The following is a 20,312-nucleotide window of genomic DNA, read 5'->3' on the forward strand; positions in this document are numbered from 1 at the left end:
CACCCCGTCAGTAGCTGAACAGGAGGGACAGCTGATAGAAACAGAAGCCACTGGAGCACCTCAAAAACACCATCATACACTAAATCAGTAAGTTGGCAGCATCACCCTGCCTTCGCGCTCAGCATTGCTGGGGCTGCTGGCTGCCGGGGTAGGGATCCGGCGTGATGATACCGAACGCCTAAACGCGTTTAATCGCCACTATTCACTGGTGGTTTGCGCCAGCCGTAACCCGCGCTGGGCACGGGATTATCACACGGTCCAGATGCCAAAAGAGGTGCGTAAAGCACGTTATTTCAGCCGTCGCGAAGAGTTGAGCGACCCTGAGCTTTTGAGCGCGATTATCTCCCGGCGCGACTACTACACCGATGCCTGGTGGATGGTGGCGGTGGCAACAACAGCCGATGCGCCTTACAGCCTCGAACAGTTGCAGGACGGTTTACGCCATCCAGTTTTTCCGCTTTATCTGGGGCGAAAAAGTCATCCGCTGGCATTACCTCTTGCGCCGTTACTGCTCGAAGGCAACGCGTGTGATGCCTTATGTAATGCATACCAACAGTATCAGGATCATTTCCATAAACTGAAAGTTTCACTCCCGAAACTTCAGGATGAATGCTGGTGGGAAGGGAAACACGACGGCCTGGTCGCGAGCAAAATATTACGCCGCCGGGATGTTCCTTTAAATCGTCAGCAGTGGCTGTTTGGGGAACGCACCGTCAATCAGGGGCCGTGGCTCAGCAAGGAGGAACCATGTACCTCTCAAGAATAACCTTACATACCGGCCAGCTTTCGCCTGCGCAGTTGCTGCATCTGGTGGATCGCGGTGAATATGTGATGCATCAGTGGCTGTGGGATCTCTTCCCTAGCGGCAAAGAAAGGCAATTTCTTTATCGTCGGGAAGAACTCCAGGGCGCGTTTCGCTTTTTTGTACTGTCGCAGGAACGCCCGGCGGAAAGTGATACGTTCACCATAGAATGCCGGTCATTTGCGCCCGAGCTGTGTACCGGACAACAACTTTGTTTCAACCTGCGGGCGAATCCAACAATCTGTAAAGCGGGCAAGCGCCACGATCTGCTGATGGAGGCGAAACGGCAGGTGAGGGGGCAGGCGGAAGGAAGTGATGTCTGGTTGCATCAACAACAGGCGGCGCTGGACTGGCTGGCAGCCCAGGGGGAGAGAAGTGGTTTTACACTGCTGGATACCTCGGTTGATGCCTACCGACAACAGCAACTGCGGCGGGAAAACTCCCGGCAACTGATCCAGTTCAGTAGCGTGGATTATACGGGGATGCTTACGGTCACCGATCCCGGGTTATTTCTGCAACGTCTCAGTCAGGGGTATGGCAAAAGCCGCGCGTTCGGCTGTGGTCTGATGCTGATCAAACCCGGAGCAGAGGCGTGACGTTTGTACCGCTGAGCCCGATCCCGTTAAAAGATCGCACCTCTATGATCTTCCTCCAGTACGGGCAAATCGACGTACTGGACGGCGCTTTCGTGCTGATCGATAAAACCGGGATCCGCACGCACATTCCGGTGGGATCGGTCGCCTGCATTATGCTCGAACCGGGAACGAGAGTTTCCCACGCGGCGGTGCATCTGGCCGCCACGGTGGGGACGCTACTGGTCTGGGTCGGTGAAGCGGGTGTTCGCGTCTACTCTTCCGGACAACCCGGTGGGGCGCGTGCTGATAAGTTACTCTACCAGGCAAAGCTGGCTTTAACGGAAGATCTACGTCTGAAGGTGGTGCGCAAAATGTATGAATTACGTTTTCGTGAGCCACCGCCAGCTCGCCGTTCAGTGGAGCAGCTACGTGGAATTGAGGGATCTCGCGTTCGCCAGACGTATGCATTACTGGCGAAACAATATGGTGTGAAATGGAATGGTCGCAAATACGATCCTAAAGACTGGGAAAAGGCGATGTTGTGAATCGCTGCATCAGTGCTGCTACATCATGTCTGTACGGTATATCTGAAGCGGCAGTATTAGCCGCGGGATATGCGCCCGCTATTGGGTTTATCCATAGTGGCAAACCGCTTTCATTTGTTTATGACATAGCCGATATCATTAAATTTGATTCGGTTGTACCAAAGGCATTTGAAATAGCGGCGAGGCAACCCGCAGAACCTGATAAAGAAGTCAGATTAGCCTGTCGTGATATTTTCCGTAGCACTAAGTTAACGGGCAAATTAATACCGTTAATTGAGGAAGTCCTTGCCGCAGGTGAAATTGAACCGCCACAACCTGCGCCGGATATGTTACCGCCAGCCATCCCCGAACCTGAAACGTTGGGCGATAGCGGTCATCGAGGACGCGGCTGATGAGCATGGTCGTGGTTGTTACAGAAAATGTCCCGCCGCGCTTACGTGGACGGCTCGCAATCTGGCTACTGGAAGTGCGTGCCGGTGTGTATGTTGGTGATACATCAAAACGTATTCGGGAGATGATCTGGCAGCAAATTACCCAACTGGCTGGTTGCGGAAATGTGGTGATGGCCTGGGCGACCAATACCGAGTCGGGTTTTGAATTTCAGACCTGGGGAGAAAACAGACGTATTCCGGTGGATTTGGATGGGTTACGTTTGGTTTCTTTTCTTCCTGTTGATAATCAATAAGTTATCCGTTCTTTAAAAATAAGGAAATGTTTTAATTTAGTTGGTAGATTGTTGATGCGGAATAAATTTGTTTAAAAACAGTTATGTATGCTTAGTGTGTTCCCCGCGCCAGCGGGGATAAACCGGGCGCACTGGATGCGATAATGGATATCACTTAGAATTCCCCGCCCCTGCGGTAGAACTCCCAGCTCCCATTTTCAAACCCATCAAGACGCCTTCGCCAGCTCCTTCACCAACGGTAGCATTATCCGCATAACGTCACGGCAGCGACGTTCTATTCTTCCAGGAAGTGCCTTATCAATATGCTGTTGATTATCCAGTCTTACGTCATGCCAGCTATTTCCCGCAGGGAATGCGGCTGTTTTTGCGCGTTGCTGATAACCATCCTTATTCCCAAGATTCCAGTTAGTCGCTTCCACCGAAAGTACAGCAATGCCCGCTTTGTCGAATATTTCTGCGTCATTACAACACCCAGTGCCTTTCGGATAATTTTTATTCAACCCCGGATTGGTCGTTGCGGCTATTCCGTGACTGCGCGCAATTGCCAGCGCCCTGTCGCGCGTTAATTTCCTTACTGCTTCAGGGGTTTTTACACCGCTGTTGAAATACAATTTATCGCCAACAATTAAGTTATCGAGATTAATCACCAGCAGCGTATTTTTCTTTTCGGTGTCACTCATCCGCTTGAGTAAATTCTCAGCGCCTAATTTCCCTTCCTCTTCGCCGCTGGTCGCCACAAATCGAATACCATACTCGGTAGGCGTATTTTTCAGGCGTTCTGCCAATTCCAGCATGACACCTAAACCTGCGGCGTTATCATCCATTCCTTGTAACGTCAGCCCGCCGAGATTGGCATCGGCGTCAGCATCGCTCAGCGGGGCGTAAGTATCCAGATGCGCCATAATGATGATCTGCTGCGGCGCTTTGCCTTCATGAGCGGCAATCACCGTACTTCCCGTCACGTTATGCCAGCTCTTACGATTATCGCGGGCGGTATAAATATACCGACTATTAAATGTCCGAATATCACTGCGATAACCCATTTGCTGAAACTGTTGGCGAATATAATCGGCAGATAACATTTCTGCAGGAGTTCCGGTCATGCGTCCCGGAAAGAAAGTAGCAATATGTCGTGCCTGAGTATTAGCAAAATCGCCAGGTTTAGGTGACGAGGCGTGTACGGGGAGAATAAAGCATACGCCGAGCGCCAGGGCAGCGGTACGGTGGCGCAATGCGGAAAACATAGTGAGTCCTTAAATACCATGCAAATTTTTTTACCGCCATAGTATGAAACTGCCGCTGCGCTAAAACAATTTCAAATCTTCCTAAACGCCCGAAATCCGGTGCCTTAAGCACTTTTTGATATTAGCTTTGCCAAATCGTTATTCCGTTAAGGAACTACTCATTCTAATTGGTAATTTCATTCGTTCTCTTACGCTCCCTATAGTCGAAACATCTGATGGCAAGAAAATAGCGGTATTGCAAAGGAACGGTTATGGCTCAAAAACGACTTACTCACCTGCGGCAACTGGAGGCGGAAAGCATCCACATTATTCGCGAGGTGGCGGCAGAATTCTCAAATCCGGTGATGCTCTACTCTATCGGTAAAGATTCCAGCGTCATGCTGCATCTGGCGCGCAAGGCGTTTTATCCAGGTACGCTGCCTTTCCCGTTGCTGCATGTCGATACCGGCTGGAAATTCCGCGAGATGTATGAGTTCCGCGATCGTACTGCTAAAGCCTACGGCTGCGAGCTGCTGGTGCATAAAAACCCGGAAGGCGTGGCGATGGGGATTAATCCATTCGTACACGGCAGCGCGAAACATACCGATATTATGAAAACTGAAGGCCTGAAGCAGGCGCTGAACAAATACGGTTTTGATGCCGCCTTCGGTGGTGCGCGCCGTGATGAAGAGAAATCCCGCGCTAAAGAGCGAATCTACTCTTTCCGTGACCGCTTCCATCGCTGGGATCCGAAAAATCAGCGCCCGGAGCTGTGGCACAACTACAACGGGCAAATTAACAAAGGTGAAAGCATCCGCGTCTTCCCGCTCTCTAACTGGACCGAGCAGGATATCTGGCAATACATCTGGCTGGAAAATATCGACATTGTGCCACTGTATCTCGCTGCGGAACGTCCGGTTCTGGAACGCGACGGTATGTTGATGATGATTGATGACAACCGTATCGACCTGCAACCGGGCGAAGTGATTAAAAAACGGATGGTGCGTTTCCGTACGCTGGGCTGCTGGCCGCTGACCGGTGCGGTGGAGTCAAATTCACAAACACTGCCGGAGATCATCGAAGAGATGCTGGTTTCTACCACCAGTGAACGTCAGGACCGCGTGATTGACCGCGACCAGGCGGGGTCTATGGAGCTGAAAAAACGTCAGGGGTATTTTTAAGATGAACACCGCACTTGCACAACAAATCGCCAATGAAGGCGGCGTCGAAGCCTGGATGATTGCGCAACAACATAAAAGCCTGCTGCGTTTTCTGACCTGTGGTAGCGTCGATGACGGCAAAAGTACCCTGATTGGTCGCCTGCTGCACGATACCCGCCAAATCTACGAAGATCAGCTCTCATCGCTGCATAACGACAGTAAGCGTCACGGCACCCAGGGCGAAAAGCTGGATCTGGCACTGCTGGTGGACGGCCTGCAAGCTGAGCGCGAACAGGGCATCACCATTGACGTGGCTTACCGTTATTTCTCTACCGAGAAGCGTAAATTTATTATCGCCGACACCCCAGGGCACGAGCAGTACACTCGCAATATGGCGACTGGCGCATCGACATGTGAACTGGCGATCTTACTGATCGATGCCCGTAAAGGCGTGCTCGATCAAACCCGTCGTCACAGTTTTATCTCCACACTGTTGGGGATCAAACATCTGGTCGTGGCGATCAACAAAATGGATCTGGTGGATTACAGTGAAGAGACGTTCACCCGTATTCGTGAAGATTATTTGACCTTTGCCGGGCAGCTGCCGGGTAATCTGGATATCCGCTTTGTGCCGCTCTCTGCACTGGAAGGCGACAACGTGGCATCGCAAAGTGAAAGTATGTCGTGGTACAGCGGTCCGACACTGCTCGAAGTGCTGGAAACCGTGGAGATCCAGCGAGTGGTGGATGCCCAGCCAATGCGCTTCCCGGTGCAGTACGTTAATCGCCCGAATCTCGATTTTCGTGGCTACGCCGGAACGCTGGCATCCGGTCGCGTGGAAGTCGGGCAACGTGTCAAAGTGCTGCCCTCTGGTGTGGAATCAAACGTCGCGCGGATCGTGACTTTTGATGGTGATCGCGAAGAAGCCTTTGCCGGAGAAGCGATCACCCTGGTGCTGACGGATGAGATCGACATCAGCCGTGGCGATCTGCTGCTGGCGGCAGACGAAGCGTTACCGGCGGTGCAGAGCGCGTCGGTGGATGTGGTATGGATGGCGGAACAGCCGCTTTCCCCGGGCCAGAGTTACGACATCAAAATTGCCGGTAAGAAGACGCGCGCGCGTGTTGATGGCATTCGCTATCAGGTTGATATTAATAACCTTACCCAGCGTGAAGTTGAAAACCTGCCACTGAATGGGATCGGCCTCGTGGATCTCACTTTTGACGAGCCGCTGGTGTTAGATCGTTATCAACAAAATCCGGTGACGGGTGGGCTGATTTTTATCGATCGCCTGAGCAACGTGACTGTTGGTGCCGGTATGGTGCATGAGCCGAAAAACGAGGCCGCCGTTGCGTCATCTGAATTCAGTGCATTCGAACTGGAATTGAATGCCCTGGTTCGTCGCCACTTTCCGCACTGGGGCGCGCGCGATTTGCTGGGGGATAAATAATGGCGCTGCATGACGAAAACGTCGTCTGGCATAGCCATCCGGTCACTGTGCAACAACGCGAGCTACACCACTGTCATCGTGGTGTAGTGCTGTGGTTTACCGGCCTCTCTGGGTCCGGTAAATCAACGGTCGCCGGGGCGCTGGAGGAGGCGTTACATAAACTCGGCGTCAGTACGTATCTGCTGGATGGCGACAATGTTCGCCACGGATTATGCAGCGATCTCGGTTTTAGCGATGCCGATCGTAAAGAGAATATCCGTCGCGTCGGTGAAGTGGCGAATTTGATGGTTGAAGCCGGACTGGTGGTGCTGACCGCATTTATCTCGCCACACCGCGCCGAACGCCAGATGGTTCGCGAACGCGTAGGAGAAGGGCGCTTTATCGAAGTGTTTGTCGATACGCCGCTGGCGATTTGCGAAGCCCGCGATCCCAAAGGCTTATATAAGAAAGCGCGTGCCGGTGAACTGCGCAACTTTACGGGAATAGATTCCGTTTACGAAGCGCCTGAATCGGCAGAAATTCATCTCAATGGTGAACAATTAGTAACAAATTTGGTACAGCAATTATTAGATCTGTTGAGACAGAACGATATTATCAGATCCTGAGACACCACCGGGTTTCCATGCCCGGTTCGTCAAAGTAACAGGATCAAATATGCGTAATAGCCATAACATTACACTAACAAATAACGACAGCCTTACTGAGGATGAAGAAACCACATGGTCACTGCCTGGTGCCGTGGTCGGTTTTATCTCCTGGTTATTTGCGCTGGCGATGCCGATGTTGATTTATGGCTCTAACACGCTGTTCTTCTTTATCTACACCTGGCCTTTCTTTCTGGCACTGATGCCTGTCGCGGTAGTGGTGGGGATTGCGCTGCATTCATTGATGGACGGAAAGCTACGCTACAGTATTGTTTTCACCCTGGTGACAGTAGGCATTATGTTTGGCGCACTGTTTATGTGGCTACTGGGCTAATTTGTACTTTCTTGTCTCCTCTGTTCATAATTCAAACCGTAACTAATAATGAGATTATGTTCTGCACGCCCTGGGTATACGTAACAATGGACAAATGTGGTACATTTGCCCGCGTTGTCGCGGTATCCCCAACAGAGGATGTAGAGTCGTCTTCGGATGCATGGGATGATGATGCCGTTTTTCAGGGGGCAGGATGGGTAAACTAACGCTGCTGTTGCTGGCTATTCTGGTCTGGCTACAGTATTCGCTGTGGTTCGGTAAGAACGGTATACATGACTATACCCGCGTCAATGATGATGTGGCGGCACAGCAAGCTACAAACGCGAAACTTAAAGCGCGAAACGATCAACTTTTTGCCGAAATTGACGATCTCAATGGCGGCCAGGAGGCGCTCGAAGAGCGTGCGCGTAATGAACTCAGCATGACCAAGCCGGGCGAAACTTTTTATCGTCTGGTGCCTGACGCGTCGAAGCGCGCACAGTCTGCGGGGCAAAACAATCGATAAATCAGCCCGGGAATTAACATGGCAACCACTCATTTGGATGTTTGCGCCGTGGTTCCGGCGGCCGGATTTGGCCGTCGAATGCAAACGGAATGTCCTAAGCAATATCTCTCAATCGGTAATCAAACCATTCTTGAACACTCGGTGCATGCGCTGCTGGCGCATCCCCGGGTGAAACGTGTCGTCATTGCCATAAGTCCTGGCGATAGCCGTTTTGCACAACTTCCTCTGGCGAATCATCCGCAAATCACCGTTGTAGATGGCGGTGATGAGCGTGCCGATTCCGTGCTGGCAGGTTTGAAAGCCGCTGGCGACGCGCAGTGGGTATTGGTGCATGACGCCGCTCGTCCTTGTCTGCATCAGGATGACCTCGCGCGATTGTTGGCGTTGAGCGAAACCAGCCGCACGGGAGGGATCCTAGCCGCACCAGTGCGCGATACGATGAAACGTGCCGAACCGGGCAAAAATGCCATTGCTCATACCGTTGATCGCAACGGCTTATGGCACGCGCTGACGCCGCAATTTTTCCCTCGTGAGCTGTTACATGACTGTCTGACGCGCGCTCTAAATGAAGGCGCGACTATTACCGACGAAGCCTCGGCGCTGGAATATTGCGGATTCCATCCTCAGTTGGTCGAAGGCCGTGCGGATAACATTAAAGTCACGCGCCCGGAAGATTTGGCACTGGCCGAGTTTTACCTCACCCGAACCATCCATCAGGAGAATACATAATGCGAATTGGACACGGTTTTGACGTACATGCCTTTGGCGGTGAAGGCCCAATTATCATTGGTGGCGTACGCATTCCTTACGAAAAAGGATTGCTGGCGCATTCTGATGGCGACGTGGCGCTCCATGCGTTGACCGATGCATTGCTTGGCGCGGCGGCGCTGGGGGATATCGGCAAGCTGTTCCCGGATACCGATCCGGCATTTAAAGGTGCCGACAGCCGCGAGCTGCTACGCGAAGCCTGGCGTCGTATTCAGGCGAAGGGTTATACCCTGGGCAACGTCGATGTCACTATCATCGCTCAGGCACCGAAGATGTTGCCGCACATTCCACAAATGCGCGTGTTTATTGCCGAAGATCTCGGCTGCCATATGGATGATGTTAACGTGAAAGCCACTACTACGGAAAAACTTGGATTTACCGGACGTGGGGAAGGGATTGCCTGTGAAGCGGTGGCGCTACTCATTAAGGCAACAAAATGATTGAGTTTGATAATCTCACTTACCTCCACGGTAAACCGCAAGGCACCGGGCTGCTGAAAGCCAATCCGGAAGACTTTGTGGTGGTGGAAGATTTGGGCTTTGAGCCTGATGGTGAAGGTGAGCATATTCTGGTTAGAATCCTCAAAAACGGCTGCAATACCCGTTTTGTGGCGGATGCACTGGCGAAATTCCTGAAAATTCATGCCCATGAAGTCAGCTTCGCTGGGCAAAAAGACAAACATGCTGTTACGGAACAGTGGTTATGCGCTCGCGTGCCAGGCAAGGAAATGCCCGATCTGAGCGCCTTTCAACTGGAAGGCTGCCAGGTGCTGGAGTATGCGCGGCACAAGCGCAAGCTGCGTTTAGGCGCGCTGAAAGGTAACGCCTTTACCCTGGTTCTGCGCGAAGTGAGCAATCGCGATGACGTTGAACAACGTCTGATCGATATTTGCGTAAAAGGTGTACCGAACTACTTCGGTGCCCAACGTTTTGGGATTGGCGGTAGCAACTTGCAGGGCGCGCTGCGCTGGGCGCAAACCAATACTCCGGTGCGCGATCGCAATAAACGGAGTTTTTGGTTGTCGGCAGCCCGCAGTGCGTTGTTTAATCAGATTGTTGCTGAGCGCCTCAAAAAAGCAGACGTTAATCAAGTTGTTGACGGCGATGCGCTACAATTAGCCGGACGTGGTAGCTGGTTTGTAGCAACCACCGAAGAACTGGCGGAATTACAGCATCGCGTCAACGATAAAGAGCTGATGATAACCGCCGCATTGCCGGGCAGTGGCGAATGGGGAACTCAGCGTGAAGCGCTGGCATTCGAACAAGCAGCTGTCGCCGCAGAAACTGAATTACAAGCTTTACTGGTGCGCGAAAAAGTTGAAGCCGCGCGCAGAGCGATGCTGCTGTATCCGCAACAATTAAGCTGGAATTGGTGGGATGACGTCACCGTAGAGATCCGTTTCTGGCTTCCGGCGGGTAGTTTTGCAACCAGCGTTGTCAGGGAACTTATCAACACAACAGGTGATTATGCGCATATTGCTGAGTAATGATGACGGGGTACATGCACCCGGTATACAAACGCTGGCGAAAGCCTTGCGTGAGTTTGCTGACGTTCAGGTGGTCGCCCCCGATCGTAACCGCAGCGGCGCTTCAAATTCTCTGACACTGGAATCCTCCCTGCGCACGTTTACCTTTGAAAATGGTGATATTGCTGTGCAAATGGGAACCCCGACCGATTGCGTCTATCTTGGCGTGAATGCTCTGATGCGTCCGCGCCCGGACATTGTTGTGTCCGGCATTAACGCCGGGCCGAATCTGGGGGATGACGTTATTTATTCCGGTACGGTAGCCGCCGCGATGGAAGGCCGTCATTTAGGTTTTCCGGCGCTGGCCGTCTCGCTTGACGGGCATAAACATTACGACACTGCCGCGGCGGTAACCTGTTCAATTTTGCGCGCACTGTGTAAAGAGCCGCTGCGCACCGGACGTATTCTTAATATTAACGTTCCGGATTTACCCTTGGATCAAATCAAAGGTATTCGCGTGACGCGCTGCGGTACACGACATCCGGCAGATCAGGTGATCCCGCAGCAAGATCCGCGCGGCAATACGCTGTACTGGATTGGCCCGCCGGGCGGTAAATGTGATGCCGGTCCGGGGACCGATTTTGCTGCGGTAGATGAGGGCTATGTCTCCATCACGCCGCTGCATGTGGATTTAACTGCGCATAGCGCGCAAGATGTGGTTTCAGACTGGTTAAACAGCGTGGGAGTTGGCACGCAATGGTAAGCAGACGCGTACAAGCACTTCTGGATCAATTACGTGCGCAAGGTATTCAGGATGAGCAGGTGCTGAATGCACTTGCTGCCGTGCCGCGTGAAAAATTCGTTGATGAAGCGTTTGAACAAAAAGCCTGGGACAATATCGCCTTGCCGATAGGTCAGGGGCAGACAATTTCGCAGCCGTATATGGTAGCGCGAATGACCGAATTACTCGAGCTGACGCCGCAGTCGCGGGTGCTGGAAATTGGCACCGGTTCGGGATATCAAACGGCAATCCTGGCGCATCTTGTCCAGCATGTTTGCTCGGTCGAACGGATTAAAGGTTTGCAGTGGCAGGCGCGTCGCCGCCTGAAAAATCTTGATTTACATAATGTTTCAACCCGTCATGGCGATGGATGGCAAGGTTGGCAGGCACGCGCGCCGTTTGACGCTATCATTGTTACGGCGGCACCGCCGGAAATTCCAACTGCGCTAATGACGCAGCTGGACGAAGGCGGGATTCTCGTCTTACCCGTAGGGGAGGAGCACCAGTATTTGAAACGGGTGCGTCGTCGGGGAGGCGAATTTATTATCGATACCGTGGAGGCCGTGCGCTTTGTCCCTTTAGTGAAGGGGGAGCTGGCTTAAAACGTGAGGAAATACCTGGATTTTTCCTGGTTATTTTGCCGCAGGTCAGCGTATCGTGAACATCTTTTCCAGTGTTCAGTAGGGTGCCTTGCACGGTAATTATGTCACTGGTTATTAACCAATTTTTCCTGGGGGATAAATGAGCGCGGGAAGCCCAAAATTCACCGTTCGCCGCATTGCGGCTTTGTCACTGGTTTCGCTATGGCTGGCAGGCTGTTCTGACACTTCAAATCCACCGGCACCGGTCAGCTCCGTTAATGGCAATGCGCCTGCAAATACCAATTCTGGTATGTTGATTACGCCGCCGCCGAAAATGGGGACGACGTCTACAGCCCAGCAACCGCAAATCCAGCCAGTGCAGCCAGTAGCTCAGCAGCCGGTACAGATGGAAAACGGACGCATCGTCTATAACCGTCAGTATGGGAACATTCCGAAAGGCAGTTATAGCGGCAGTACCTATACCGTGAAAAAAGGCGACACACTTTTCTATATCGCCTGGATTACTGGCAACGATTTCCGTGACCTTGCTCAGCGCAACAATATTCAGGCACCATACGCGCTGAACGTTGGTCAGACCTTGCAGGTGGGTAATGCTTCCGGTACGCCAATCACTGGCGGAAATGCCATTACCCAGGCCGACGCAGCAGAGCAAGGAGTTGTGATCAAGCCTGCACAAAATTCCACCGTTGCTGTTGCGTCGCAACCAACAATTACGTATTCTGAATCTTCGGGTGAACAGAGTGCTAACAAAATGTTGCCGAACAACAAGCCAGCTGCGACCACGGTCACAGCGCCTGTAACGGTACCAACAGCAAGCACAACCGAGCCAACTGTCAGCAGTACATCAACCAGTACGCCTATCTCCACCTGGCGCTGGCCGACTGAGGGCAAAGTGATCGAAACCTTTGGCGCTTCTGAGGGGGGCAACAAGGGGATTGATATCGCAGGCAGCAAAGGACAGGCAATTATCGCGACCGCAGATGGCCGCGTTGTTTATGCCGGTAACGCGCTGCGCGGCTACGGTAATCTGATTATCATCAAACATAATGATGATTACCTGAGTGCCTACGCCCATAACGACACAATGCTGGTCCGGGAACAACAAGAAGTGAAGGCGGGGCAAAAAATAGCAACCATGGGTAGCACCGGAACCAGTTCAACACGCTTGCATTTTGAAATTCGTTACAAGGGGAAATCCGTAAACCCGCTGCGTTATTTGCCGCAGCGATAAATCGGCGGAACCAGGCTTTTGCTTGAATGTTCCGTCAAGGGATCACGGGTAGGAGCCACCTTATGAGTCAGAATACGCTGAAAGTTCATGATTTAAATGAAGATGCGGAATTTGATGAGAACGGAGTTGAGGTTTTTGACGAAAAGGCCTTAGTAGAAGAGGAACCCAGTGATAACGATTTGGCCGAAGAGGAACTGTTATCGCAGGGAGCCACACAGCGTGTGTTGGACGCGACTCAGCTTTACCTTGGTGAGATTGGTTATTCACCACTGTTAACGGCCGAAGAAGAAGTTTATTTTGCGCGTCGCGCACTGCGTGGAGATGTCGCCTCTCGCCGCCGGATGATCGAGAGTAACTTGCGTCTGGTGGTAAAAATTGCCCGCCGTTATGGCAATCGTGGTCTGGCGTTGCTGGACCTTATCGAAGAGGGCAACCTGGGGCTGATCCGCGCGGTAGAGAAGTTTGACCCGGAACGTGGTTTCCGCTTCTCAACATACGCAACCTGGTGGATTCGCCAGACGATTGAACGGGCGATTATGAACCAAACCCGTACTATTCGTTTGCCGATTCACATCGTAAAGGAGCTGAACGTTTACCTGCGAACCGCACGTGAGTTGTCCCATAAGCTGGACCATGAACCAAGTGCGGAAGAGATCGCAGAGCAACTGGATAAGCCAGTTGATGACGTCAGCCGTATGCTTCGTCTTAACGAGCGCATTACCTCGGTAGACACCCCGCTGGGTGGTGATTCCGAAAAAGCGTTGCTGGACATCCTGGCCGATGAAAAAGAGAACGGTCCGGAAGATACCACGCAAGATGACGATATGAAGCAGAGCATCGTCAAATGGCTGTTCGAGCTGAACGCCAAACAGCGTGAAGTGCTGGCACGTCGATTCGGTTTGCTGGGGTACGAAGCGGCAACACTGGAAGATGTAGGTCGTGAAATTGGCCTCACCCGTGAACGTGTTCGCCAGATTCAGGTTGAAGGCCTGCGCCGTTTGCGTGAAATCCTGCAAACGCAGGGGCTGAATATCGAAGCGCTGTTCCGCGAGTAAGTAAGCATCTGTCAGAAAGGCCAGTCTCAAGCGAGGCTGGCCTTTTCTGTGCACAATAAAAGGTCCGATGCCCATCGGACCTTTTTATTAAGGTCAAATTACCGCCCATACGCACCAGGTAATTAAGAATCCGGTAAAACCGAGAATGGTCGTTAACACTGTCCAGGTTTTCAGACCGTCTGCTACCGACAACCCCAGATATTTGGTCACAATCCAGAACCCTGAGTCATTAATATGTGACGCGCCAAGCCCACCAAAGCAGGCTGCCAGCGTCACCAATACGCACTGAATCGGATTCAATCCCATCACCGCTTCTGAGAGTAACCCGCCGGTTGTCAGGATTGCTACGGTTGCTGACCCCTGCGATGCACGCAGAGCCAGTGAAATAATAAATGCGGCTGGTAACAGAGGCAGGTCAATCATTTGTAGCATATTGGCAAGGGCTTTGCCGACGCCCGATTCCACCAGCACTTTGCCAAATACCCCTCCAGCACCAGTAACCAAAATCACTACCGCCGCAGTGGGAAGGGCTGAGCCCATAATGTCGCTGGTGTGTTGTAAGCTCCAGCCGCGACGTAAAGCCAATAACCAGAATGCCAGCACCAGCGCAATCATTAGAGCTACCATTGGTGAGCCGATCAGCTGTAGCGTACCAAGCAGGGGATGCGAAGGCGGCATCAGTGTTGCGGAAACCGTACCCGTCATGATAATCGCGATAGGAATAACAATTAGCGAGGTGACCAGCGCGACGCCCGGTGGATTTATTTTATCGCTTAATTTTGTCGCGCCTTCCTCACTGGCCGGAGCCAGTTGCATCTGTTCCAGTACTTCTACTGACATCGCATATTGGCGCTTATTGATTATTTTCGCTGCAAAGTAGCCAACAATCCCTACGGGAATAGAAATCGCAATACCGATGATGGTTAGCCAGCCGATGTCTGCGTGGAGTAACCCCGCTGTGGCGACAGGGCCTGGATGCGGCGGTACTGCCACATGAACAGTTAGCATGATTCCAGCGACAGGCAGGCCAAATTTGAGTGGCGATATTTTGGCAACCTTGGCAAAACCGTAAATGATTGGCGCAAGAATAATAAAGCTGACATCAAAGAAGACGGGAATACCGAGGAAGAACGCTGCCAGAGTCAGCGCAGCGATAGTTCGTTTGTCACCTAACTTGCGACTGAAATAATTAGCCAGTGACTCTGCACCACCAGAGTGTTCGATCATACGCCCCAGCATAGCGCCCAGACCAATAATAATAGTGACGGAACCAAGCACACCGCCCATCCCGGCGATCATCACTTTACCCACTTCGCCCGCCGGTATACCCGCCGCAAGTGCGACTAACAGGCTGACGAGGAGCAGAGCAACGAATGGTTGTACCTTTGCCTTGATGACCAGCAGCAACAGCATGATTACGCCAGCTAACGCAATGTATAACAATGTAATTGTGGACATGGGAAACCCTGTCTGAAAGTTATAGTTAACCTACCCCATCCGTAGATGGGGGGATGTATGGGTACGTTGTAATTAGGGATTTAACGAATTAGCGCCAGGCGTCAAACCAGCCAAGCCCTTCTTCGGTGAGGCCACGAGGTTTATATTCACAACCGATCCAGCCCTGATATCCCACCTCATCGAACAGGCGGAACAGCCACGGATAGTTGATTTCTCCATCGTCCGGTTCATGTCGATCAGGTAGTCCGGCAATTTGTACGTGCGCATATTTCCCAGCGTAGTCGCGGATTAAATGCGTCAGGTTGCCATCTACTTTTTGCGCATGAAAAGTATCTAGTTGAATAAACACGTTATCTCGCGCAACCTCTTCAACAATAGCCAGTGCCTGATACTGGCTGGAGAAGAGATAATGAGGCTTAACGTCGGGGCTGAGTGCTTCAACTAATATTCGCTTGCCGTGTGGTGCAAAGCGGTCGGCAGCGTAGCGGAGATTATCGATAAATACTGCCCGGTACCGTTCAGCATCTTCGCCAGCGGGCACGACGCCTGCCATCACATGGACTTGTTCACAATTGAGCGCCAATGCATATTCCAGTGCCAGGTCGATGTCTGCGTGTGCTTCGTGCTCACGTCCGGGAAGGGCGGATAATCCCCATTCCCCCGCATTAATATCTCCGGGAGCGGTATTGAACAGCGCCAGTGTCAGATGGTTTTGCTCCAGTTGCTTTTGGATTTGCAGGGTGGAGTAGTCATAGGGAAACAGAAATTCCACAGCATCGAACCCGGCTTTTCGCGCTGCGGCGAAGCGTTCAATAAAAGGCACTTCGGTGAACATCATGGATAAATTAGCTGCAAAACGAGGCATTGCATTAACTCCTTAATTCCGCAATTTCACCTGCGGTCAGATAACGGATCGGGCGGTCACCGAGAATAAAAATCAGTTTTGCCGTTTCCTCCAGCTCTTCCATATTGTTGGCGGCTTCTTGCAGGCTTTCACCGCAAACCACTGGGCCATGATTTGCCAGTAAAAAAGCCTGATTGTCTGCTGCCAGTTCCGCCAGATCCTGTGCGATGCGTTTATCGCCCGGTCGGTAATAGGGCACCAGCGGGACATTTCCCATCCGCATCACCACGTATGGTGTGAACGGACGAATAACGTTGCTGCTGTCCAGCCCTTGCAGGCAGGAAAGCGCCGTCGACCATGTGCTGTGCAAATGCACCACCGCTTTACAGCGCGGATTGTTGCGATACAGCGCCAGATGAAAGAGCACCTCTTTCGAGGGTTTGTCACCACTTAACCATTCGCCATCCGCGGCGACTTTGGAAAGCCGCTGCGGATCGAGATTGCCCAGGCATGAACCTGTCGGTGTCGCCAGTAAATTCCCGTCAGGTAAAAGCAGCGACAGATTGCCAGCCGAACCGGTTGCATAGCCGCGCTGAAAGAATGAACTGGCAATCCGCGTCATCTCCTCTCGCAAAGACTGCTCTACTTTTGCGAAATCGCTCATGATAAAAACTCTCTTTGGGCTCGTGAAAAAAGGCTTCATCACCGAAGTTGCCAGATTTAAGGGCGAGTGAGACAGGCTTATCCAGTGCGTTTACCCACGGCACGCCGGGGGAAATGGTTGGGCCAATATGAAACCCTTTTATGCCCAGGCTCTGTGTGACTACGCCGGAGGTCTCACCGCCTGCGACAATAAAACGTGTCACGCCTTCCGCTGCTAACCGCGCCGCTAGTTGAGAAAACAGAGTTTCTACTGCCTGACTGGCTTTTTGTGCACCGTATTGCTGTTGAATTGCTGCCAATGCGTCAGTGCTGGCGGTGGCAAAAACCAGTGGAGCAAGTACACTTTCCTGGCCCAGAACCCACTCTGCCAGTTCGTGTGCATAAGCGGCCAGAGTTTCGGTTGAGAGGCAGCGTGCCACATCAACTTCACGGGCTGGTGCAATTTGACGGTAATGTGCCACCTGGCGGTTGGTCATTTGAGAGCATGAACCGGAGAGCACTACGCCGCGCCCAGCGAGCGGATGCCCTGCTTCGCGAGCCTGGTTACCGTTTTCTTGCGCCCACTGCCGGGCCAGGCCAATCGCCAGACCAGAACCGCCCGTTACCAGTGGGGCATCGCGCAAGGCTTCTCCCTGAATTTCCAGATGGTGTTCGGTCAGCGCATCAAGCACCGCGTAGCGGTAGCCCTCTTGCTGTAAGCGAGCCAGCTCTTGACGAACGGCATCCACACCTTGTTCGAAAACATGTGCCGAAACGACGCCGCAGCGCCCTGTGGATTGCGCTTCAACCAGACGGGGAAGATAGCTGTCGGTCATGGGATTTACCGGGTGATGGCGCATCCCGGATTCGGCCAGCAGTTGATTCATTACGAACAAATACCCCTGATAAACCGTACGTCCGTTGACCGACAGGGCCGGAGAGAAGACCGTAAACGGCGTGTCGAGAGCATCCATTAATGCATCGGTAACCGGGCCGATATTACCTTTCGCCGTACTGTAGAAAGTAGAGCAGTATTTGAAATAGATCTGTTTGCAACCTTGCTGTTGCAACCAGCTCAGAGCCGCCAGCGATTGCTGTGTGGCTTCAACCACCGGACAGGAGCGCGTTTTCAGGCTGATCACCAGTGCGTCGATTGCTTCCGGCATTTTACCTGTTGGAACACCGTTAATTTGTACCGTTGGTAGACCGTTTTCCACCAGAAAACTGGCGATATCCGTCGCGCCGGTAAAATCATCGGCGATAACGCCAATCTTGATCATGATTTCGCTCCCGGTAGAGTGATGCCAGAGAAAATCTTGATAACTGCGCTATCGTCTTCTTTCCCGTAACCTGCGTTACTGGCGCTGGTGAACATATTCAATGCTGTTGAGGCCAATGGCAGCGGGAAGTGCAGGGCTTTGGCTGTATCGGCAACCAGACCAAGATCCTTAACAAAAATATCGACGGCTGAATGCGGGGTGTAATCGCCATCCACCACATGACGCATCCGGTTTTCGAACATCCAGGAATTTCCGGCGGCATTGGTCACGACGTCATACATCACATCCAGCGGGATCCCCGCACGGGCTGCAAGTGCCATCGCTTCGGCTCCGGCAGCAATATGTACGCCCGCTAACAACTGGTGAATAATTTTTACGGTCGAACCTAGTCCCGGTTCTGCACCTATGCGATAAACTTTTCCGGCAACGGCTTCCAGCACGGGTGCCAGTCGTTCAAAGGCAATATCGCTACCGGAGGCCATGACAGTCATTTCACCGTTAGCGGCTTTTACTGCACCACCAGAAACTGGCGCATCCAGCATTTCCAGATCGAATCCAGCCAGAGCGGTAGCAATTTCTTGCGCATCAGCACTAGCGATAGTGGAAGAAACCATTACTGCCGTACCGGGTTTCAGATGTTGTGCAACGCCTGTTTCACCAAACAGCACCTGTTTAACCTGGGCCGCATTGACCACCAGCACCAGCAGAGCGTCCAGTTTTTCGGCAAACGTCGCGGCGTTATCAGAAACCCCGCAAGCACCTGCCTCTTTCAACGTAGCGCAGGCATTGCTGTTCAGGTCTGCGCCCCAGGTAGAAAGACCTGCGCGGACACATGACAGTGCTGCTCCCATTCCCATTGACCCTAAGCCAACGATACCGACATGAAACTCAGATCCCGTTTTCATCTGCTCTCCCTGTTAATTTAAGTGATATTTTGTTTGATATTGTGAATATAAGCGCTGGGAGATAACGATATGGTGAGCTGATTCACATAAATTAACATTGCGTGTTATTTTATGTGAACTAAGCGTTAGTTGCGCCGCGCACGTTTCGCAGGCAAATAGCGTAGAATGTCAGCAGGACAAAGGAAGGAGCAAAAGTTGATACCCGTAGAGCGTCGCCAAATCATCCTTGAGATGGTAGCTGAAAAAGGCATTGTCAGTATTGCTGAACTAACGGACAGAATGAATGTGTCACATATGACCATTCGTCGGGATTTACAAAAACTGGAGCAGCAGGGAGCCGTTGTGCTGGTGTCCGGAGGCGTCCAGTCTCCGGGACGCGTGGCGCATGAACCTTCTCATCAGGTAAAAACTGCGCTGGCAATGACGCAAAAAGCGGCTATTGGCAAGCTGGCGGCAAGTCTTGTTCAGCCGGGAAGTTGTATCTATCTGGATGCGGGAACGACCACGTTAGCGATAGCACAGCATCTGATTCACATGGAGTCACTGACTGTGGTCACAAACGATTTCGTTATTGCGAACTACTTGCTCGACAACAGTAATTGCACAATTATTCACACTGGCGGTGCAGTGTGTCGGGAAAACCGTTCCTGTGTCGGGGAAGCCGCTGCGACCATGCTGCGCAGCCTGATGATTGATCAGGCTTTTATTTCTGCATCGTCATGGAGTGTGCGGGGGATTTCTACGCCAGCGGAAGATAAAGTCACGGTGAAACGGGCGATTGCTAGTGCCAGCCGCCAGCGAGTTTTGGTCTGTGATGCGACGAAATATGGTCAGGTGGCGACATGGCTGGCGTTACCATTAAGCGAGTTTGATCAGATTATTACAGACGACGGTTTGCCGGAGAGTGCCAGTCGCGCGCTGGCGAAGCAGGATCTCTCTTTGCTGGTAGCGAAAAATGAATAATGGCCTGGGTAATGACTCCAACTTACTGATAGTGTTTTATGTTCAGATAATGCCCGATGACCTTGTCATGCAGCTCCACCGGTTTTGAGAACGACAGTGACTTCCGTCCCAGCCTTGCCAGATGTTGTCTCAGATTCAGATTATGTCGCTCAATGCGCTGAGTGTAACGCTTGCTGATAACGTGCAGCTTTCCCTTCAGGCGTGATTCATACAGCGGCCAGCCATCCGTCATCCATACCACGACCTCAAAGGCCGACAGCAGGCTCAGAAGACGCTCCAGTGTGGCCAGAGTGCGTTCACCGAAGACGTGCGCCACAACCCTCCTCCGTATCCTGTCATACGCGTAAAACAGCCAGCGCTGACGTGATTTAGCACCGACGTAGCCCCACTGTTCG

Annotated in this window: 23 protein-coding genes and 2 pseudogenes; 17 read left to right on the forward strand and 8 right to left on the reverse strand. The window is 52.3% G+C overall.

The window, feature by feature from the left end; genetic code table 11:
• The coding region (locus tag BFF42_RS28465) for an IS1 family transposase (RefSeq protein ID WP_165888145.1) at positions 1 to 51 on the reverse strand (51 nt) is incomplete at its 3' end.
• A 49-nt stretch (positions 52 to 100) separates the two neighbouring features.
• On the opposite strand from BFF42_RS28465, the gene cas5e reads away from it, so the two are divergent.
• From cas5e to cas2e, 4 genes and pseudogenes are all read left to right on the forward strand, one after another.
• On the forward strand, positions 101 to 766 hold the full coding sequence (cas5e, locus tag BFF42_RS22555; protein WP_039059514.1) for a type I-E CRISPR-associated protein Cas5/CasD: 666 nt from the start codon (positions 101 to 103) through the stop codon (positions 764 to 766).
• Positions 748 to 1,398 (forward strand): type I-E CRISPR-associated protein Cas6/Cse3/CasE, encoded by a 651-nt coding sequence (gene cas6e / locus BFF42_RS22560; protein WP_000281472.1) that lies wholly within the window; start codon positions 748 to 750, stop codon positions 1,396 to 1,398. The genes cas5e and cas6e overlap by 19 nt, the downstream gene beginning before the upstream one ends.
• Positions 1,395 to 2,314, forward strand: a pseudogene (gene cas1e / locus BFF42_RS22565) (type I-E CRISPR-associated endonuclease Cas1e). The gene cas6e and the pseudogene cas1e overlap by 4 nt, the downstream one beginning before the upstream one ends.
• The gene (gene cas2e / locus BFF42_RS22570; RefSeq protein WP_000063176.1) at positions 2,314 to 2,607 is read left to right on the forward strand and encodes a type I-E CRISPR-associated endoribonuclease Cas2e; all 294 of its coding nucleotides are present in this window, start codon (positions 2,314 to 2,316) and stop codon (positions 2,605 to 2,607) included. The pseudogene cas1e and the gene cas2e overlap by 1 nt, the downstream one beginning before the upstream one ends.
• 206 nt (positions 2,608 to 2,813) lie before the next feature.
• Here cas2e and iap read toward each other — a convergent pair whose 3' ends face one another.
• A complete protein-coding gene (gene iap / locus BFF42_RS22575) occupies positions 2,814 to 3,851 on the reverse strand; it encodes an alkaline phosphatase isozyme conversion aminopeptidase (RefSeq protein ID WP_000490426.1) in 1,038 nt (345 codons plus the stop codon).
• Between the two features lie 251 nt (positions 3,852 to 4,102).
• Between iap and cysD the strand changes: the two genes are divergently transcribed.
• The 12 genes from cysD (at position 4,103) to rpoS (ending at position 13,825) form a co-directional block, all read left to right on the forward strand.
• Positions 4,103 to 5,011 (forward strand): sulfate adenylyltransferase subunit CysD, encoded by a 909-nt coding sequence (gene cysD / locus BFF42_RS22580; protein WP_000057624.1) that lies wholly within the window; start codon positions 4,103 to 4,105, stop codon positions 5,009 to 5,011.
• Between the two features lies 1 nt (position 5,012).
• Positions 5,013 to 6,440 (forward strand): sulfate adenylyltransferase subunit CysN, encoded by a 1,428-nt coding sequence (gene cysN, locus BFF42_RS22585; RefSeq protein ID WP_001090376.1) that lies wholly within the window; start codon positions 5,013 to 5,015, stop codon positions 6,438 to 6,440.
• Positions 6,440 to 7,045, forward strand: a complete 606-nt coding sequence (cysC, locus tag BFF42_RS22590; RefSeq protein ID WP_001173668.1) for an adenylyl-sulfate kinase — start codon at positions 6,440 to 6,442, stop codon at positions 7,043 to 7,045. Before cysN ends, cysC begins: the two co-directional genes overlap by 1 nt.
• 49 nt (positions 7,046 to 7,094) lie before the next feature.
• Entirely contained in the window at positions 7,095 to 7,418 is a 324-nt protein-coding gene (locus BFF42_RS22595; protein ID WP_001246104.1) for a DUF3561 family protein, read from the forward strand.
• A 193-nt stretch (positions 7,419 to 7,611) separates the two neighbouring features.
• Positions 7,612 to 7,923 (forward strand): cell division protein FtsB, encoded by a 312-nt coding sequence (gene ftsB / locus BFF42_RS22600; RefSeq protein WP_000517474.1) that lies wholly within the window; start codon positions 7,612 to 7,614, stop codon positions 7,921 to 7,923.
• A gap of 18 nt (positions 7,924 to 7,941) precedes the next feature.
• On the forward strand, positions 7,942 to 8,652 hold the full coding sequence (ispD, locus tag BFF42_RS22605) for a 2-C-methyl-D-erythritol 4-phosphate cytidylyltransferase (protein ID WP_000246138.1): 711 nt from the start codon (positions 7,942 to 7,944) through the stop codon (positions 8,650 to 8,652).
• A complete protein-coding gene (ispF, locus tag BFF42_RS22610) occupies positions 8,652 to 9,131 on the forward strand; it encodes a 2-C-methyl-D-erythritol 2,4-cyclodiphosphate synthase (protein ID WP_001219242.1) in 480 nt (159 codons plus the stop codon). The genes ispD and ispF overlap by 1 nt, the downstream gene beginning before the upstream one ends.
• Positions 9,128 to 10,177, forward strand: a complete 1,050-nt coding sequence (truD, locus tag BFF42_RS22615; RefSeq protein WP_000568907.1) for a tRNA pseudouridine(13) synthase TruD — start codon at positions 9,128 to 9,130, stop codon at positions 10,175 to 10,177. The genes ispF and truD overlap by 4 nt, the downstream gene beginning before the upstream one ends.
• Complete coding sequence (gene surE / locus BFF42_RS22620) at positions 10,158 to 10,919, forward strand: 5'/3'-nucleotidase SurE (protein WP_001295182.1); 762 nt, start codon at positions 10,158 to 10,160, stop codon at positions 10,917 to 10,919. Before truD ends, surE begins: the two co-directional genes overlap by 20 nt.
• Entirely contained in the window at positions 10,913 to 11,539 is a 627-nt protein-coding gene (gene pcm / locus BFF42_RS22625) for a protein-L-isoaspartate O-methyltransferase (protein WP_000254708.1), read from the forward strand. Before surE ends, pcm begins: the two co-directional genes overlap by 7 nt.
• 184 nt (positions 11,540 to 11,723) lie before the next feature.
• The gene (gene nlpD, locus BFF42_RS22630; protein WP_306308696.1) at positions 11,724 to 12,770 is read left to right on the forward strand and encodes a murein hydrolase activator NlpD; all 1,047 of its coding nucleotides are present in this window, start codon (positions 11,724 to 11,726) and stop codon (positions 12,768 to 12,770) included.
• 62 nt (positions 12,771 to 12,832) lie between these two features.
• Positions 12,833 to 13,825, forward strand: a complete 993-nt coding sequence (rpoS, locus tag BFF42_RS22635; protein ID WP_000081550.1) for an RNA polymerase sigma factor RpoS — start codon at positions 12,833 to 12,835, stop codon at positions 13,823 to 13,825.
• Between the two features lie 93 nt (positions 13,826 to 13,918).
• Here the strand turns inward: rpoS and BFF42_RS22640 are convergent, their stop codons facing one another.
• The 5 genes and pseudogenes from BFF42_RS22640 to ltnD form a co-directional block, all read right to left on the reverse strand.
• Positions 13,919 to 15,283, reverse strand: a complete 1,365-nt coding sequence (locus BFF42_RS22640; protein WP_000104465.1) for a GntP family transporter — start codon at positions 15,281 to 15,283, stop codon at positions 13,919 to 13,921.
• Positions 15,284 to 15,371: 88 nt separating this feature from the next.
• On the reverse strand, positions 15,372 to 16,148 hold the full coding sequence (locus tag BFF42_RS22645; RefSeq protein ID WP_001136921.1) for an HPr family phosphocarrier protein: 777 nt from the start codon (positions 16,146 to 16,148) through the stop codon (positions 15,372 to 15,374).
• Between the two features lie 4 nt (positions 16,149 to 16,152).
• Positions 16,153 to 16,791: a 3-oxo-tetronate 4-phosphate decarboxylase gene (otnC, locus tag BFF42_RS22650; protein WP_001278994.1), complete on the reverse strand. Its 639-nt coding sequence runs from the start codon at positions 16,789 to 16,791 to the stop codon at positions 16,153 to 16,155.
• A pseudogene (gene otnK / locus BFF42_RS22655) lies at positions 16,788 to 18,049 on the reverse strand (3-oxo-tetronate kinase). Before otnK ends, otnC begins: the two are co-directional and overlap by 4 nt.
• Positions 18,046 to 18,954 carry an L-threonate dehydrogenase gene (ltnD, locus tag BFF42_RS22660; protein WP_000847985.1) on the reverse strand — a complete coding sequence of 303 codons (909 nt, stop codon included), beginning with the start codon at positions 18,952 to 18,954 and terminating at the stop codon, positions 18,046 to 18,048. The pseudogene otnK and the gene ltnD overlap by 4 nt, the downstream one beginning before the upstream one ends.
• A 195-nt stretch (positions 18,955 to 19,149) precedes the next feature.
• Here ltnD and ygbI point away from each other — a divergent pair, with 195 nt between their 5' ends.
• The gene (gene ygbI, locus BFF42_RS22665; protein ID WP_001297141.1) at positions 19,150 to 19,917 is read left to right on the forward strand and encodes a DNA-binding transcriptional repressor YgbI; all 768 of its coding nucleotides are present in this window, start codon (positions 19,150 to 19,152) and stop codon (positions 19,915 to 19,917) included.
• A 22-nt stretch (positions 19,918 to 19,939) separates the two neighbouring features.
• On the opposite strand, the gene BFF42_RS22670 is transcribed toward ygbI, so the two are convergent.
• Positions 19,940 to 20,312, reverse strand: a 373-nt coding sequence (locus BFF42_RS22670; RefSeq protein WP_146759071.1) for an IS1 family transposase, incomplete at its 5' end; no start/stop codon positions are given.

This window comes from Shigella sp. FC1661 (assembly GCF_001712525.1).
GTDB classification, from domain to species: Bacteria; Pseudomonadota; Gammaproteobacteria; order Enterobacterales; family Enterobacteriaceae; genus Escherichia; species Escherichia coli.